At 61.6% G+C, this 13,703-nt stretch carries 12 protein-coding genes and 2 tRNA genes; 7 read left to right on the plus strand and 7 right to left on the minus strand.

The window, feature by feature from the left end; genetic code table 11:
• Window positions 1–131: 131 nt before the first annotated feature.
• The gene (locus tag MPC4_RS04090) at window positions 132–1,352 is read left to right on the plus strand and encodes a polyhydroxyalkanoate depolymerase (protein WP_210253593.1); all 1,221 of its coding nucleotides are present in this window, start codon (window positions 132–134) and stop codon (window positions 1,350–1,352) included.
• Between the two features lie 50 nt (window positions 1,353–1,402).
• Here MPC4_RS04090 and MPC4_RS04095 read toward each other — a convergent pair whose 3' ends face one another.
• Together MPC4_RS04095 and MPC4_RS04100 are read right to left on the minus strand one after the other, a co-directional pair.
• Window positions 1,403–2,230, minus strand: coding sequence for an SHOCT domain-containing protein (locus MPC4_RS04095; protein WP_174511401.1), 828 nt, complete (start codon window positions 2,228–2,230; stop codon window positions 1,403–1,405).
• A 139-nt stretch (window positions 2,231–2,369) separates the two neighbouring features.
• The gene (locus MPC4_RS04100; RefSeq protein ID WP_174511402.1) at window positions 2,370–3,194 is read right to left on the minus strand and encodes a DUF2189 domain-containing protein; all 825 of its coding nucleotides are present in this window, start codon (window positions 3,192–3,194) and stop codon (window positions 2,370–2,372) included.
• A gap of 455 nt (window positions 3,195–3,649) precedes the next feature.
• Here MPC4_RS04100 and MPC4_RS04105 point away from each other — a divergent pair, with 455 nt between their 5' ends.
• The 3 genes from MPC4_RS04105 to MPC4_RS04115 all read left to right on the plus strand — a co-directional run bounded on the left by MPC4_RS04105 (window position 3,650) and on the right by MPC4_RS04115 (window position 6,167).
• Window positions 3,650–4,516, plus strand: a complete 867-nt coding sequence (locus tag MPC4_RS04105; RefSeq protein ID WP_174511403.1) for a tellurite resistance TerB family protein — start codon at window positions 3,650–3,652, stop codon at window positions 4,514–4,516.
• 122 nt (window positions 4,517–4,638) lie between these two features.
• Window positions 4,639–5,181 (plus strand): Dps family protein, encoded by a 543-nt coding sequence (locus MPC4_RS04110; protein WP_174511404.1) that lies wholly within the window; start codon window positions 4,639–4,641, stop codon window positions 5,179–5,181.
• Window positions 5,182–5,261: 80 nt separating this feature from the next.
• The gene (locus tag MPC4_RS04115) at window positions 5,262–6,167 is read left to right on the plus strand and encodes an ROK family protein (RefSeq protein ID WP_174511405.1); all 906 of its coding nucleotides are present in this window, start codon (window positions 5,262–5,264) and stop codon (window positions 6,165–6,167) included.
• A 190-nt stretch (window positions 6,168–6,357) separates the two neighbouring features.
• Here MPC4_RS04115 and MPC4_RS04120 read toward each other — a convergent pair.
• A tRNA-Ala gene (locus tag MPC4_RS04120) sits at window positions 6,358–6,433 on the minus strand.
• Window positions 6,434–6,562: 129 nt separating this feature from the next.
• Window positions 6,563–6,922: a TIGR02300 family protein gene (locus tag MPC4_RS21685; protein WP_174511406.1), complete on the minus strand. Its 360-nt coding sequence runs from the start codon at window positions 6,920–6,922 to the stop codon at window positions 6,563–6,565.
• 218 nt (window positions 6,923–7,140) lie between these two features.
• Between MPC4_RS21685 and aroA the strand changes: the two genes are divergently transcribed.
• The 3 genes from aroA (at window position 7,141) to tolA (ending at window position 10,831) form a co-directional block, all read left to right on the plus strand.
• Window positions 7,141–8,475, plus strand: coding sequence for a 3-phosphoshikimate 1-carboxyvinyltransferase (gene aroA, locus MPC4_RS04130; protein ID WP_174511407.1), 1,335 nt, complete (start codon window positions 7,141–7,143; stop codon window positions 8,473–8,475).
• Window positions 8,472–9,128: a (d)CMP kinase gene (gene cmk / locus MPC4_RS04135; protein ID WP_174511408.1), complete on the plus strand. Its 657-nt coding sequence runs from the start codon at window positions 8,472–8,474 to the stop codon at window positions 9,126–9,128. Before aroA ends, cmk begins: the two co-directional genes overlap by 4 nt.
• A gap of 227 nt (window positions 9,129–9,355) precedes the next feature.
• Window positions 9,356–10,831 (plus strand): cell envelope integrity protein TolA, encoded by a 1,476-nt coding sequence (gene tolA / locus MPC4_RS04140; RefSeq protein ID WP_174511409.1) that lies wholly within the window; start codon window positions 9,356–9,358, stop codon window positions 10,829–10,831.
• A 140-nt stretch (window positions 10,832–10,971) separates the two neighbouring features.
• Here the strand turns inward: tolA and MPC4_RS04145 are convergent.
• The 3 genes from MPC4_RS04145 to MPC4_RS04155 all read right to left on the minus strand — a co-directional run bounded on the left by MPC4_RS04145 (window position 10,972) and on the right by MPC4_RS04155 (window position 13,595).
• Window positions 10,972–11,048, minus strand: a tRNA-Pro gene (locus MPC4_RS04145).
• Between the two features lie 112 nt (window positions 11,049–11,160).
• Window positions 11,161–12,735 (minus strand): Do family serine endopeptidase, encoded by a 1,575-nt coding sequence (locus MPC4_RS04150; RefSeq protein WP_174511410.1) that lies wholly within the window; start codon window positions 12,733–12,735, stop codon window positions 11,161–11,163.
• Window positions 12,736–13,004: 269 nt separating this feature from the next.
• The gene (locus MPC4_RS04155; protein ID WP_174511411.1) at window positions 13,005–13,595 is read right to left on the minus strand and encodes a DUF2252 family protein; all 591 of its coding nucleotides are present in this window, start codon (window positions 13,593–13,595) and stop codon (window positions 13,005–13,007) included.
• Between the last annotated feature and the right edge of the window lie 108 nt (window positions 13,596–13,703).

Genomic DNA, 13,703 nt, shown 5'->3' on the forward strand with positions numbered 1-13,703 from the left:
ACTTGGGTTCTCTTGCGTATCCCGAAAAGACTGCATAGCCTTGACCTTAAGGCCCGAGCATATTGCATGCCGCGCGCCGTCGATAAATTTCTTCCCGATGATGTATATTTCTCCAGATCTGGTGCGACTCAATGATGTACGAAGCCTATGGAGCCCAGGCTAGCATCCTCGATTTTTTCCGGCCCATAGCGGCGGCGGCGGGGGCGGTCATGCGGCAGCCCATGCCATTTTTCGGGCAGCATTTTTCCGTCCGTAGATTTGCTGGCGTGCTCGAAACCTTCGCGAACCTCGCGATCACGCATTCGCGTCTTCCCTTCGATGTCACAGAAGTCTCAGACGGCGGCCGCGTTGTGCCTGTGACGGAAGAAGTGGTTGCCTCGACGCCCTTCGCATCGCTGTTGCGCTTCAGAAAGGAAGTGGACGCTCCGCAACCGCGCGTTTTGATCGTCGCTCCAATGTCGGGCCATTTCGCCACTTTGCTGAAGGCGACTGTGAAGACCATGCTGGCGCATCACGACGTGTATATTACGGACTGGCACAATATCCGCGATGTGCCCCTCGCGGCCGGCGAATTCGGCTTCGACACTTACGTCGATCATGTCATCGAATTCCTGCAGGTCATGGGGCCGGGCTCCCATGTGGTTGCTGTCTGCCAGCCCTGCGTCGCGGTGCTCGCCGCGGTCTCCATCATGGCGGAGAACGGCGATGCGGCGCAGCCGCGCAGCATGACTCTCATGGCGGGTCCGATCGATACGCGCGTCAATCCGACAAAGGTCAATGAACTCGCCAAGACGAAGCCGATTGAATGGTTTGAAAAGAATCTGATCGCCGATGTGCCTGTGGCTTATAAGGGCGCGCGCCGCAAGGTCTATCCGGGCTTCATGCAGCTTGCCGCCTTCGTCAGCATGAATCCCGACCGCCATATGCAGTCTTTCAAGGATATGGCGCAGGCGCACGCCGATAACGACATGACCAAGTTTCAGTTCATAAAATCATTCTACGAGGAATATTTCGCCGTTATGGATTTGCCGGCCGAATTCTACCTGCCGACTGTACAGATGGTTTTTCAGGATCATCTGCTGCCGCTCGGCAAGCTCAGGGTGCATGACCGCGCAGTGAAGCCGGGCGCCATCCGGCGCACCGCTTTGCTCACCATAGAAGGTGAGCGCGACGATATCTGCGGCCTCGGGCAGACGCTTGCCGCGCAAGACCTTTGCACGGGTCTGCGGCAATATATGAAGTCGCATCACGTGCAGACGGGCGTTGGGCATTACGGCACATTCAGCGGCCGCCGCTGGACGAATGAAATCTATCCGAAACTGCGCGACGTCATCGAGATGACGAGCAACTGAGGGGCGGACGCGCCGCGCGATCCGCCTCCTCAAAGCGCTCCCCGATCGGCTCAGAGGCGGGCGAGCAGCTCAGTCTTTTTGGCTGCGAACTCCTCCTCGCTGAGGATGTTCTTCTGGCGAAGATCCGCGAGGCGTTCGATGGTTGCAAATATGTCGGCGGACGCGGGCGCTGGAGGCGGCGCCTGATTGATCTGGGGGTCGACAGGCGTGAAGGAAACGCTTGGCCGCGGCGGCGCGGAAGGTTTCGCGCTTTGCTCGGGTGAAACCACCGGCAAATCGCTGAGACGGACGACGCCATACTGGCTGGTGAAGGTCAGCGTCTGGTCGCCGCCTTGCTGCTGCGAAACGCCCGAGATGTTGTGATCCCCGGAATCAAAGATGGTGATGCGATCGGCTTGCTTGATCGCCAAGCGATGAGCGTTCGGAAAATAGGCGTATTGCAAATTGTTTTGGCTCCCCGATGAGGAGGCCGCGCCCAGCCCGTCAGGCCACCAGTTTCTGCCGAAGCCTTGTGCGAACAGGCTGACGCTGGCGCCGGAGACATTGTAATTTTGGGATTGCCAGGAGCTGGAAGAATTCGAGGCCGAATCCTTTTCCGGATGGACGAAGACATGCTGGCGATGCAGCACGCCAGCGAGCTCATCGCACAGCGCGGCGACGCGCTGTTTCAGGCCCTGATTAAACATATCGCCGATCATGATCATGCCGCCCTGAGACCATTGTCCCATGCCGCCGAGTTCCGGATGATTGAACTGCGCCTGCGCGCCGTTTCCGAGCGCCAGCGCGTGAAAGAGGCTCATGACCGCCTCGCTGCTGAAGCCGCCGCGGCTGGCGATGTCGTCGATGATCCGTTGGCCCTCGGGGGTCAGCCCCTGCATCTTCGCGTCTCCAATTGTCTGAGGAATTTTGACGCGCCAACGCGGCGGCAAGCCGGCGCCGGCTTGCCCGCGAAATCCTAGCACATCGCGCGTCCAAGATTACAACATCTATCTCCGGGAGCCACCTCACTCGCAGAAGTTAAGGAAGCCCGGCGCTGGAGTCGGCGTACGCCGGAGCGATGACGCGGCGGTAGAGGCGCCAGGTGGCGTGCCCGAGGATTGGCGTCACGATCGCGAGGCCGACAAGAAGCATCAGAACGCCAAGGGCAAGCGCGACAGCGACGATCAATCCCCAAAGCGCCATGACCAAAGGATTGATCAGAACGGCTTTCACGGAGGTCCAGATCGCAACCGCGGCGCCGACGTCTTGGTCCAGCATGAGCGGGAAAGAGATAACGCCGATGCTGAACGCGACGACGGCATAGATGAAGCCGATTCCGCCCCCGAGCAAGATAAGTCTGTGGCCCATTTGCGTCGCAACGAGCGCGTGCAGAAAATGGCTGTAGGATTGCGGCGCCCAGACGCCGAATGAGGACTGATACAGCGCCTGCGCCGTCGTCAGCCACAAAAGAAAAATCACCATCAAGACGAAGCCCACTGCGAGGATCGACGGCATGGCTGGTGAACGCACCACGTCGAAGGCGTCGCGCCATCCGTGCGAAAGCCCCAGTTCGCGATTGCGGCTTACCTGATAAAGTCCAATGGCGACGAAGGGCCCGATCAGCGCGTAGCCGGAAAGAATGGGGAAGAGCAGGGGAAGTGCGTTGTCGCCCGAGGTCGAGGGATAAAGCAGAACGCCGATCACGAGGTAAATAAGCGCCAGAAACAAGAGATGGGACGGCATCGCGCGAAAGTCATCGAAGCCCGCAGCCAAGGCATGTCCAATATCGGCGATTCGAATCTTTCGGACGACCGGATAGACGGGGGTTTCGGCGCTCCCCGCGATGACGTGAAAATGTGTCATGGGCGTTCCCTTCGCTGCTTCATCGTCGCCTTCAACGTCTCGCGACGCCTCGAAGCAATGTCAGATTCCGGCGTTCGCCGGTCGTCGGGCTGGTGAAGAAAACGCGTTGGCGCCGCGGTTTGTTCCGCAACTATCGGGCTTCAATCAAGGGCTCGCCGTTTGAGCATAATCTGAACAATTCCAGCGTGGCCGCCGCTGCGGCTTCTTAGCGCGGAATGGAATTGACGAGGCTCGCCGTAGGGCTAATGTACCGCGCGTCGGGCGCGCGCTTGATGAGACGCTCCCGATACGGAAACGGCCGGCGCCGCCGCCCCGAGGCGGCAAGACGGGCGCAGGCAACGTCGTCCAGCTGTCTCATGGGAGCGTTAGGCTTCGGACCATTAAGCTTTTTCGAGGCGCGTCGAGCGCGGCGGCAAGCGAGCGGTTATGACTGCGCCACATTGTGGAGGAATGGCATGTTTGACGCAAAGCAGCTTTTGGACATGCTCGCCGGCGGCCGGCTCGGCCAAGGCGGAGACGCCGCCGTGGCCAGCATCAATGACGCGATCGAGCGCGGCAAGTCCGCGGCAAGCGACGCCGCCGCCGTCGCCAGGGATGCAACGACACAGGCGGCCAACCAGACGGCTTCAACTCTTTCGAGCGTTCTCGGCCAGGCTGAAGCCCAACTTCAGGGCACGCAGGCGGCCGAATATGTCGGAAAAGCCAAAACGCTTGTCGAACAAAATCCCGTCGGCACGCTGGCGACCCTCGGCGGATTGGCGGCGCTCATGCTCGGCACGCAAGGCGGCCGGGCGGCCACGGGCGGTCTTGTCAAGCTTGGCGGGCTCGCCGCGATCGGCGGCATCGCCTACAAGGCGTTGCGCAATTATCAGGAGGGCAAGCCGCTTACGCAGGGCGTGCCCGGCCTCGAGCAATTGACCGCGGCCCCGGAAGAAACGGCTTTCGGCGCGGGGGCGCACACCCATGACACGGCACTGCTTCTGGTGCGTACGATGGTCGCGACGGCCGCCGCCGATGGCGATGTCGACGCCGGACAGCGGGCGCAGATCGTCGGAGAATTGAAAAGCGGGGGTCTCGACGCCGAGGCAGTGCAGTTTCTGGAAAATGAAATTCATCATCCGGCGAGCGCCGCCGATATCGCGGCCGCTGTCGGGTCCTCGAAGGAGCTGGCGCTTCAGACCTACGCCGCCGCCCAGCTCGTCGCCCGCAGCGCTCCCGAAAAGGCGTTCCTTCAATCCCTCGCTCAGGCTTTGGCGCTGGATCCGGCGCTGATCGCTCACATCGACGCGACCGCGACGGCCCTCGCGCCGCCAGCGAAGTAAACACCGGCATTCGGCGCCGCCGGGCGGTAGCCTTCCGCTTCGAAGGATGCGGAACGGGGAGCGCCCGGCAGCGTTTATGTTGGCTTATGAGATCGACTCGGAAGCAGTTGGAGACTCCTGGAATGGCTACTTCAAGCAAGGCGGCGCGCGCCGACGACACAACGATCGCGGCCCTCGGCACCCCTTCGGATTTGGGCGGGAACGCCACGGCGGCGATCGCCGCCGAAATCAACAAGCTCGCCGCAGACGCGTTCGCGCTTTACGTAAAAACAAAGAATTTCCACTGGCACATGAGCGGACCCCATTTCCGCGACTATCATCTGCTGCTTGACGAACAAAGCGCGCAGATTTTTGCGACTATCGATCCGTTGGCTGAGCGCTCGCGCAAGCTCGGTCAGCCGACGCTGCGCTCCATCGGCCATATAGCCAAACTTTCCCGCATCAAGGACAATGACGCGGAGTTTGTGTCGCCAGCCGAGATGCTTGAAGAGCTAGTCAGCGATAACAAAGCCTTTACTGCATCGCTTCGTGCAGCGCATGAAGTTGCCTCAAGCCATAATGATTCCGCCACGACGAGCATTCTCGAAGTTTATCTCGACGAATCGGAACGGCGCACCTGGTTCCTTTTCGAAGCGAGCCGCGGCGCCGATCGCACCGGCCACTGACATTTGAGACAACCCTGGAAAAAAGGCCGGCCGAAACGCCGGCCTTTCTTTTAAGGTTCAAAGAAGCGTTTGAGCGGAACATGCGAATCGGGATTGATCTCGGCGGCACAAAAATCGAAGTCATCGCCCTCGACGCTTCGGGCGCGGTCCTTTTGCGCCATCGCAGGCCGACACCCGCCGGCGACTATGACGGGACCCTCGCCGCCATCAGGGCGCTGGTGGATCTCGTTGAGGCAAAGACAGGGCGGAGGGGAAGCGTCGGCGTCGCAACGCCCGGCGCGCTTTCCCTGCGGACGGGCCTCATCAAAAACGCCAACAGCACGGTCCTCAATGGCAGGCCGCTGGACCGCGACCTGGCGGACTGCCTCGGACGGCCGGCGCGGATCGAAAACGACGCCAATTGCTTTGCCCTGTCGGAAGCCGCTGACGGCGCGGGCGCCGGCGCCCGCACAGTCTTTGGCGTCATACTTGGAACCGGCGTTGGCGGCGGCCTTATCGTCGATGGGCGGCTTGTTTCCGGACGTCATCACATCGCGGGCGAGTGGGGCCATAACCCGCTGCCGTGGCCAACCGACACCGAACGGCCGGGACCCGCCTGTTATTGCGGCAAGTCCGGCTGTATCGAGACATTTTTGTCTGGCCCCGCCTTCACGCGGGAATTTTTGAACCATTCAGGCCGCGATCTCAGCCCGGGAGCGATCGCTGAAGCGGCCAGCGGCGAGGACGCGGCGGCGGCATCCTGCCTCGCCCTTTATCGGGACCGTCTTGCGCGCGGGCTGGCCTCTGTCGTCAACGTGATCGATCCCGATGTCGTCGTCCTCGGCGGCGGGCTTTCCAACATCGCCGCGCTCTATGAGGGCTTGCCTGCTATGATCGCGCGCTACGCATTCTCAGACGGCGTGGATACGCCGGTCCGGCGCGCCGCGCATGGCGATTCGAGCGGCGTTCGCGGCGCGGCCTGGCTCTGGCCCGCCGGTCCGGATTGACCGCCAAGCATTGAACGGGCGCCGAGCAGTGTATGGCGCGCCTTCACGCCGCCGATCAGGGCTGATTCTTTTGTGAGCCGAATCATAGGCGGCTGTAAATGCGCCCGTTTTGCCGATCGGCATCATGCCTTAAAAGAAAGGCCTAAAGAGCGGAATGCGACTCCGCTTAAACGCGTTCCGCGCATGGGGATGGTGGAGCCAGACGGAATCGAACCGACGACCTCTTCAATGCCATTGAAGCGCTCTCCCAACTGAGCTATGGCCCCACTTTTCAATTTCTCATGATCCGGTTGGGCCGGACCATCGGCGCGGCCTCAAACCGCGCCGCCGCCTCGAACATTTGGCGGGGAGGGCCGCTGTATAGCCGCATCCCCGGCGCCGCACAAGCCGAAAGATCACGGTTCTTCGTCATCCTCGTGGACGTCGTCGATGAGATCAACGACGTCATCGCCATCTTCTTCCTCCTCTTCGAGGAATGTGTCGTCGGCGACTTCGATTTCGACATCCTCGTCAACGACGACGGCGAGCTTCTCGGCGTCGGCGTCGGCGTCCTCGAGAGAGACGAGTTCGGCGGCGCCCCCGGGCTCTTGATCGTCGTCGTCCGCCGCGGCGGCCCTATGGGCTGCGCGCGACAAAGGCGCTGCCTGAAAAATCGTGCCGCATTTTGGGCATGTAATCGGACTTTTGTTAAGATCAAAAAATCTGGTGCCACAATTCTGACATTGATGTTTATTGCCAAGTTCTGGTTTTGCCACGGACCTACCTCTTGAAGGGACAGCAGCTGTTGGGCACAGGACGCCGTCGCAACTTTTGGTCCGGTTAGTGATCGAGCGCCCGCATGTCAAATGGAAGTTGAGCTTTGGGCTTGGCTTTGATGACAAAGCGCGGCGTAGCGTGCTACCAGCCAAAACGCGATGGCAAATTGATTGGAACGCTTTTTTCCTTGTACAACGATCCAGCACAAGAGGTTTTGATGGAGGTTTCGGCGCAACGCCTGACGGCGCGTAGGGGCGGGCCGTTGCGTGGCCGGATCAAGCCGCCGGGCGACAAATCGATTTCGCACCGGGCGCTGATCCTCGGTCTTCTCAGCATTGGCGAAACCGCCATCGAGGGGCTGCTTGAAGGCGATGACGTTCTCCATACCGCCGATGTCTGCCGCGAGCTTGGCGCCGACGTCGTGCGGACGGGGGAGGGATGCTGGCGCGTGCGCGGCTGCGGCGTCGGCTCGCTCCTCGCCCCGCGTAAAACCCTCGACTTCGGCAATTCGGGCACGGGCATGCGTCTTATGATGGGCGTCGTCGGCGGGCACGGGATCACCGCCTCATTCGACGGCGATGCGTCGCTGCGCAAGCGGCCGATGCGGCGCATCCTCGATCCGCTGCTTCTGATGGGGGCCGAGGTTCTGAAGCAGGCCGAGGGAGGCCGGTGCCCGCTCGAGCTGAAAGGGGCGAGCGAGCCGATCCCGATCGAATACCGGACGCCGGTCGCCTCGGCCCAGATCAAATCTGCGGTCTTGCTCGCCGGCCTGAATTCGCCTGGCCGCACGGTGGTGATCGAGCCGGAGGCGAGCCGGGATCATACCGAAAGGATGCTGAAATATTTTGGCGCTGGGATCGAAGTTGAATCTTTTGGCGAAAACGGCCGGAAAATTTCGCTTGAGGGCAGGCCGGAGCTGCGGCCCGCGCCGATCGCGGTGCCGGGCGATCCATCTTCCGCTGCGTTCGTGCTGGTCGCCGCCACAATCGTTCCTGGGTCCGACGTCATTATCGAATCGATGATGATGAATCCTTTGCGCACCGGGCTGCTGACGACTTTGCTCGAAATGGGCGCCGATGTCGAAATCAATGACCGTCGCGAGGAGGGCGGCGAAGAAGTGGCCGATCTGCGCGTCAGGGCCGCCGAACTCCGCGGCGTTGACGTGCCTGCCGGCCGCGCGCCGAGCATGATCGACGAATATCCGATCCTCGCCGTCGCCGCAGCGTTCGCCCACGGCCAGACGCGGATGCGCGGCCTCAACGAATTGCGAGTGAAGGAATCCGATCGTCTGGAGGCGGTCGCGGCTGGACTCCGCGCAGCCGGGATCGAGCCCCGGATCATCGGCGATGATCTTATCGTCGAAGGGCACGGCGGCGACGTTCCGGGCGGCGGCCTTGTCGCGACGCATCTCGACCATCGCATCGCCATGAGCTTTCTTTGCCTGGGGCTCGCCTCTCGCCGGCCGGTTGAAATCGATGACGCCAGCATGATTGCAACGAGTTTTCCAACCTTCAGGCCTCAGATGGAGCGTCTTGGAGCGCAATTCGCATGATCATCGCGATTGATGGTCCGGCAGCCTCGGGCAAGGGCACACTGGCGCGCCGGCTCGCCGGGCATCTCAAGCTGCCTCACCTCGACACGGGCCTTCTTTATCGCGCCACCGCGCGTGCGCTCATCGAACACGGCCACGACCTCGCCGACCGCGCCGCTGCGGTCTCGGCCGCGCGCAGCCTCGCCCTGACTAATTTCGATGAAACGCTGCTGCGCGGCCGCGAGATGGCCGAGGCGGCGTCCGTCGTCGCCGCCATTCCCGAGGTGAGGGCCGCGCTCATCGATATGCAGCGCAGCTTCGCGCGCCGCCCGGGCGGGGCTGTGCTCGATGGCCGCGACATAGGCACCGTGATCTGTCCAGAAGCAGACTGTAAAATCTTCGTCACCGCAAGCGACGAAGCGAGAGCGACGCGGCGGGCGCTGGAGTTGCGGGGGCGGGGCGAAAAAGTCGACTACGCCGCCGTAGTGGAGGACATTCGCAAGCGCGACGAGCGCGACAGCAGCCGCTCCACGGCTCCCCTGAAGCCGGCAACGGACGCCGTCATGCTCGACACCACCAAGCTCGACGTCGAGGGGGCCTTCCGGGCCGCGCTGGCGATCGTCGAGACGGTTCCGGAGCAACAGCTGACCAGCCAGACCATCGCCTCGACGTAATTTCTCATTGTTGCCGGTTTTCAGTCATATTACGCGATGCTTTCGCTTCTTGAATGAATCGATTTGAGCGAAGTTGTTTCGCAGTGAATGTTCTTGCAACGGGCCGTGACGTAAGGCGCCTTTGGCTGCCTTGCCCGGCCGTCTCCATATTTGGCGAGCGCGGCGTTTCGGCGGCGCCAAAAATGCTCTAGGGATGACAATTCAGTTTTTAAGGGCAGTTTTGACGCATGGAGTTGACGCCCGAGCTTCTCGACCCCGACGACCGAGAGCGAAAATCGCGCGCCGCCAACGCAGGGGTCGGCCGTCCGCGCAGCGATGATTTTGCCGCCTCGGAGGCGCTGGACGCGGACTGGAAAAACCTTGAGGCCGCGCGCGCCCGCTCGCGTCCTTACGAGCTTTGCGCTCCCGATAGAACAGCGCTGGGCGACTGTAGTCCGCCAGCGGCGCCCGTCGATCTGCCCCGCGCGGATGATCCTGAAGCGCGCTCCAATCTGGTCATCGAGGAAAAAGAACGCATTTTTGAGCCGCGATTTGGCCCGACCCCATTCGAGCGCGGCCTGCTATGGCTCCTCGCCGCGTCTTTGGCGGCGCATATGTGCCTGTTCTTGTTGTTTGCCTGGTTCAGCCCGAAATCGACCGCGGCTCAGCAGGTCAAGGAAACGCCCGTCGAGGTTGTCGTTGAGAAACCTCCGGAGCCGTCCAAGGCAACGGAAAACGCCCTGGGCTCGAAGGTGGAAAACACGTCCGAGGCCAAGGCTGCCGATTCGAAAGCATCTGATTTGCAGGTGGCGCAACAAAAGGCCGCCGAGCAGAAGGCCGTTGAGCAGAAGGCCGCCGAGGAGAAGGCTGCGGAGCAAAAGGCTGCCGAACAGAAGGCTGCGGAGCAGAAGGCCGTTGAGCAAAAGGCCGCCGAGGAGAAGGCCGCCGAACAGAAGGCCGCCGAGCAGAAGGCCGCCGAGGAGAAGGCTGCCGAACAGAAGGCTGCTGAGCAAAAGGCCGCCGAACAGAAGGCTGCCGAACAGAAGGCTGCTGAGCAAAAGGCTGCCGAACAGAAGGCTGCCGAGGAGAAGGCTGCTGAGCAAAAGGCTGCCGAACAGAAGGCTGCCGAGGAGAAGGCCGCCGAGGAGAAGGCTGCGGAGCAAAAGGCGGCTGAACAGAAGCGCGTCGACAAAAAGGCGTCAGCCCAGGCGAAAGGGCGATCTCCTTCCTCGACGGCTACGGGGCAGAAGACGCCTTCCGGCAAAAGCGCGACAAAGGCGGCAGCCGCCAAACCAGCGCCGGCAACGAGCGCGGTCAATCAATCCGGCGCCTCTGGCAGCCGCTTTGGGACGCAGGCAGGACTGCAGCTGCCATTCGACAACGGACCCGATATTTTCCGCGCGGTCGCCGTCCCCTTGCCAACGGAAGGCGGCGACGAGCTGCTGAGTTACAAAGAGATCGTTTTCGGTCTTCTGGAGCGCGCCAAGCAATATCCGCAGAGCGCGCGCGAGCGGGGCGCGCATGGCAGCGCCGTCGTGTCTTTTACGCTCAATGACGCGGGGGACCTCACCAATGTCTCGCTGTTGCAATCAAGCGGCGAGACGGATCTCGACATCGAAAGCCTCGCCCTTGTCTCTAGGGCGGCGCCTTTTCCAAGGCCTCCATTGGGGGCGCAGCGCAGCTTCGCGGCGGAGATTACGTTTGGGCTTGAAAGGAACGATTGAGCTTGGAGTAGGCTATCGCGTTTACGCCTCGTCCTTGAGCGCAAATAAGACGCTGCGATAACGCCGGTTTGCGAGCCGCTGGAATCAGACGGTCTCAACGTAAATCGTCGCGTGCCCGCGAAAATGCTGAAGAGCATATTTGGTCGGAGTGAGAGGATTCGAACCTCCGACCCCCTCGTCCCGAACGAGGTGCGCTACCAGGCTGCGCTACACTCCGACGTAAGGCCAACGAGAGGTTGGCCGCTTCTGGTGGAGGTCTTATAGCGGCGTCGTCCCCTGCGGGCAAGGGCCCGACGCCGTCTTAATTTGCCTTTCCCCCGACTCGTTCCCTATTGGAAAGGAAGCGCGACAAAGCGCATTTCGCCCTGTCCATTGGCGACAAGAAGCAGCGCCGATTTCTTGCCGTCGTTCTTCAGCGCCGCGAGTTTTTTCGCGACGTCCACAGGCTCTTTGACCGGCTCCTGATTGATCTCCAAAATCACTTCGCCACTTTGGATATGCTTGTCGGCGGCCCCGGAGTCAGGATCGACGCTGGTCACAACCACGCCCGAACCAACGCTCGACTTGATCGAATATTTCTCCCGCGCGCCGTCGCTGAGGCTGGAAAACTCCATGCCCAGCGCCTTTTCGACCGTGCTGGTCGTCTTCGGTTTGTCCGCGTCGCTCTTTTGCACGGTCAATGACGCCAGTTGCTTTTCATTATCTTCAAGGCGTCCGAGCTTGATCGTCTTTGTGATCTGTTTTCCCTGCCGCAACAGGACAATTTCGACGTCCTTGCCGACGGGGGCTGAAGCGACGATCTTTGGCAGATCGTGCGACTCCTTGATATCGATCCCGTCGAATTTCAAGATGACGTCGCCGGCCTCAAGTCCGGCCGCTTTAGCTGGCCCCTTTTCATCCGTGCCGGCAATGAGAGCGCCGCGAACCGAGCCAAGATTCAGCGTCTCCGCGATCGTATCGTCGACGTTTTGAATGCGCACGCCGAGCCAGCCGCGCCGGGTTTCGCCATATTTCTCAAGCTGGTCGATGACTGGCATCACTGTCGCAGCCGGCGTCGAGAAGCCGATGCCGATCGAGCCGCCGGACGGCGAGAGAATCGCCGTATTGATGCCGATGACCTCGCCGTCCATGTTGAACAGCGGGCCGCCGGAATTGCCCTTGTTGATGGCCGCGTCGGTCTGGAAATAATTATCGTAAGGCCCGGAGTCGATATTGCGGTTGCGCGCCGAAATGATCCCAGCCGTGACGGTTCCGCCAAGGCCGAACGGATTGCCGACGGCGACCACCCAGTCGCCGACGCGCATCTTGTCGCTGTCGCCGAATTTTGCCGCTTTTAGCGGTTTGTCGGGCTTCACGCGAAGAACGGCGACATCGACTTTCTCATCCTTGCCGACGACTTCCGCTTTCAGCTTTTGTCCATCGGTGAAAATCACCGTCACTTCATTGGCGTCGGCGATGACGTGATTATTGGTGATGATAAGGCCCGACGGGTCAATGACGAATCCTGAGCCGAGCGAGTTCGACCTCCGCTCATGCGGGGTGCGGGGCGCCGGCTGGTCAGGGCCGCGCTGGCCCTGCTGACGGCGGCGGAAGAATTCTTCAAAGAGATCGTCGAAGGGCGTGCCGGGCTCCATCTGTGGCGCATTGCCGGCGCGTTTTTCGTCCATCGTCTGGGTCGCGGAAATGTTGACGACGGTGTCGCTGATGCTGGCGGCGAGGTCGGCAAGTGAATCCGGCCCCTTCGCGAAAGCTGAGGGCGTCTCCAGAACCGGCAGAATGCCGCCGCCAGCGCCAAGCGAGAGTGCGCCCGCAAGAGCCAAAGCGGAACAGGCTTTGAGCGAAAGCGACCGAACCCGGGGCGCAGGAACGAAGGCGCGGCGCCGTATATTCTGGATCAATCCCATAAAAACTCTCTCCTCCAAAGGATCGCGCGGGACGGCTATCAGGCAGCTGATCAGGCGGCGGATGAGAACATTATCCCGGCGGATCGACCATTTAACGTAATGGATCGGAAACGCGTGCGGAAATCTAGCAAAACTTCGTGAACGGCGCGCGTTTGCCGGGCCGAATCGCTTCGTTCGGCAGCGTTTCAGTCGCTCGGCGACGTTACGGATGCCGACCCCGGCAGTCGAGCGCAGAAGGAGTTCGCCTCCTGCCGCTGAAAGGCGCCTCCTCATCCAATCAGGGCATCGGCCTTCGCAGGCTCCTGTGGCAGACCCGTCGATTTGGCGATCGAGCGGACGAGGCGGGCGTGGTCTCGATCCGTCAGTATGGCATAGCTCATGGCGAAGGACGCCAGCGCCTCGTCGATCATTTCGCCTTTCCCCATGTAGCCGGCGATAAGGACGGGATCGCCTGTGCGGGCATGCGCTCGCGCCAGCGTGCGGCCGCAAAGATTCGCGTAAGCGTCCAGCGCCCTCGCCTCGATCACATCGCCGATCGAGCCAAGGTGACGGTTCTTGAGCTGACGCACGTAAAATTGCCGGCCGCTCGCTTCGTCGCGTGTCCAGCCAAGGAAGAGATCGCTGGCCGCCTGCAAGGCGCACTGGCCCTCGACGACGCGCTGGCCCTGCTCGGGAAGATCGGGCGGCGGCGCCACGATTTTCTCAAGCACCGATTGCAACGCCTGCTTGACCTGCAGGAATAAAGGCTCGCCGTCGGCCGTCAGGAAGAGGCCGACGGCGCAATAAGTTCCGACGCTGCCGACGCCGACGACCTTCATTGCAAGATCAGCGAGATCATACCTGTAATGGACCGCAATCATCCGCGGCCGGGATCGCAATCATCGCAAGTTCCGGCCCACAATCATTGCAACTAGCCTCGGCGCTCGGGACCACAATCATTGCAACTGGACCCACATTGATTGCAACCG

The sequence above is a fragment of the Methylocella tundrae genome (genome assembly GCF_901905185.1).
GTDB lineage: Bacteria > Pseudomonadota > Alphaproteobacteria > Rhizobiales > Beijerinckiaceae > Methylocapsa > Methylocapsa tundrae.

Coding starts and splice junctions, on each gene's coding strand:
- MPC4_RS04100 (WP_174511402.1), bottom strand. CDS start 3,194: ATGACACATTTTCACGTCATCGCGGGGAGCGCCGAAACCCCCGTCTAT.
- MPC4_RS04105 (WP_174511403.1), top strand. CDS start 3,650: ATGTTTGACGCAAAGCAGCTTTTGGACATGCTCGCCGGCGGCCGGCTC.
- MPC4_RS04115 (WP_174511405.1), top strand. CDS start 5,262: ATGCGAATCGGGATTGATCTCGGCGGCACAAAAATCGAAGTCATCGCC.
- MPC4_RS04110 (WP_174511404.1), top strand. CDS start 4,639: ATGGCTACTTCAAGCAAGGCGGCGCGCGCCGACGACACAACGATCGCG.
- MPC4_RS04150 (WP_174511410.1), bottom strand. CDS start 12,735: ATGGGATTGATCCAGAATATACGGCGCCGCGCCTTCGTTCCTGCGCCC.
- MPC4_RS04095 (WP_174511401.1), bottom strand. CDS start 2,230: ATGCAGGGGCTGACCCCCGAGGGCCAACGGATCATCGACGACATCGCC.
- tolA (WP_174511409.1), top strand. CDS start 9,356: ATGGAGTTGACGCCCGAGCTTCTCGACCCCGACGACCGAGAGCGAAAA.
- MPC4_RS04155 (WP_174511411.1), bottom strand. CDS start 13,595: ATGATTGCGGTCCATTACAGGTATGATCTCGCTGATCTTGCAATGAAG.
- cmk (WP_174511408.1), top strand. CDS start 8,472: ATGATCATCGCGATTGATGGTCCGGCAGCCTCGGGCAAGGGCACACTG.
- aroA (WP_174511407.1), top strand. CDS start 7,141: ATGGAGGTTTCGGCGCAACGCCTGACGGCGCGTAGGGGCGGGCCGTTG.
- MPC4_RS04090 (WP_210253593.1), top strand. CDS start 132: ATGATGTACGAAGCCTATGGAGCCCAGGCTAGCATCCTCGATTTTTTC.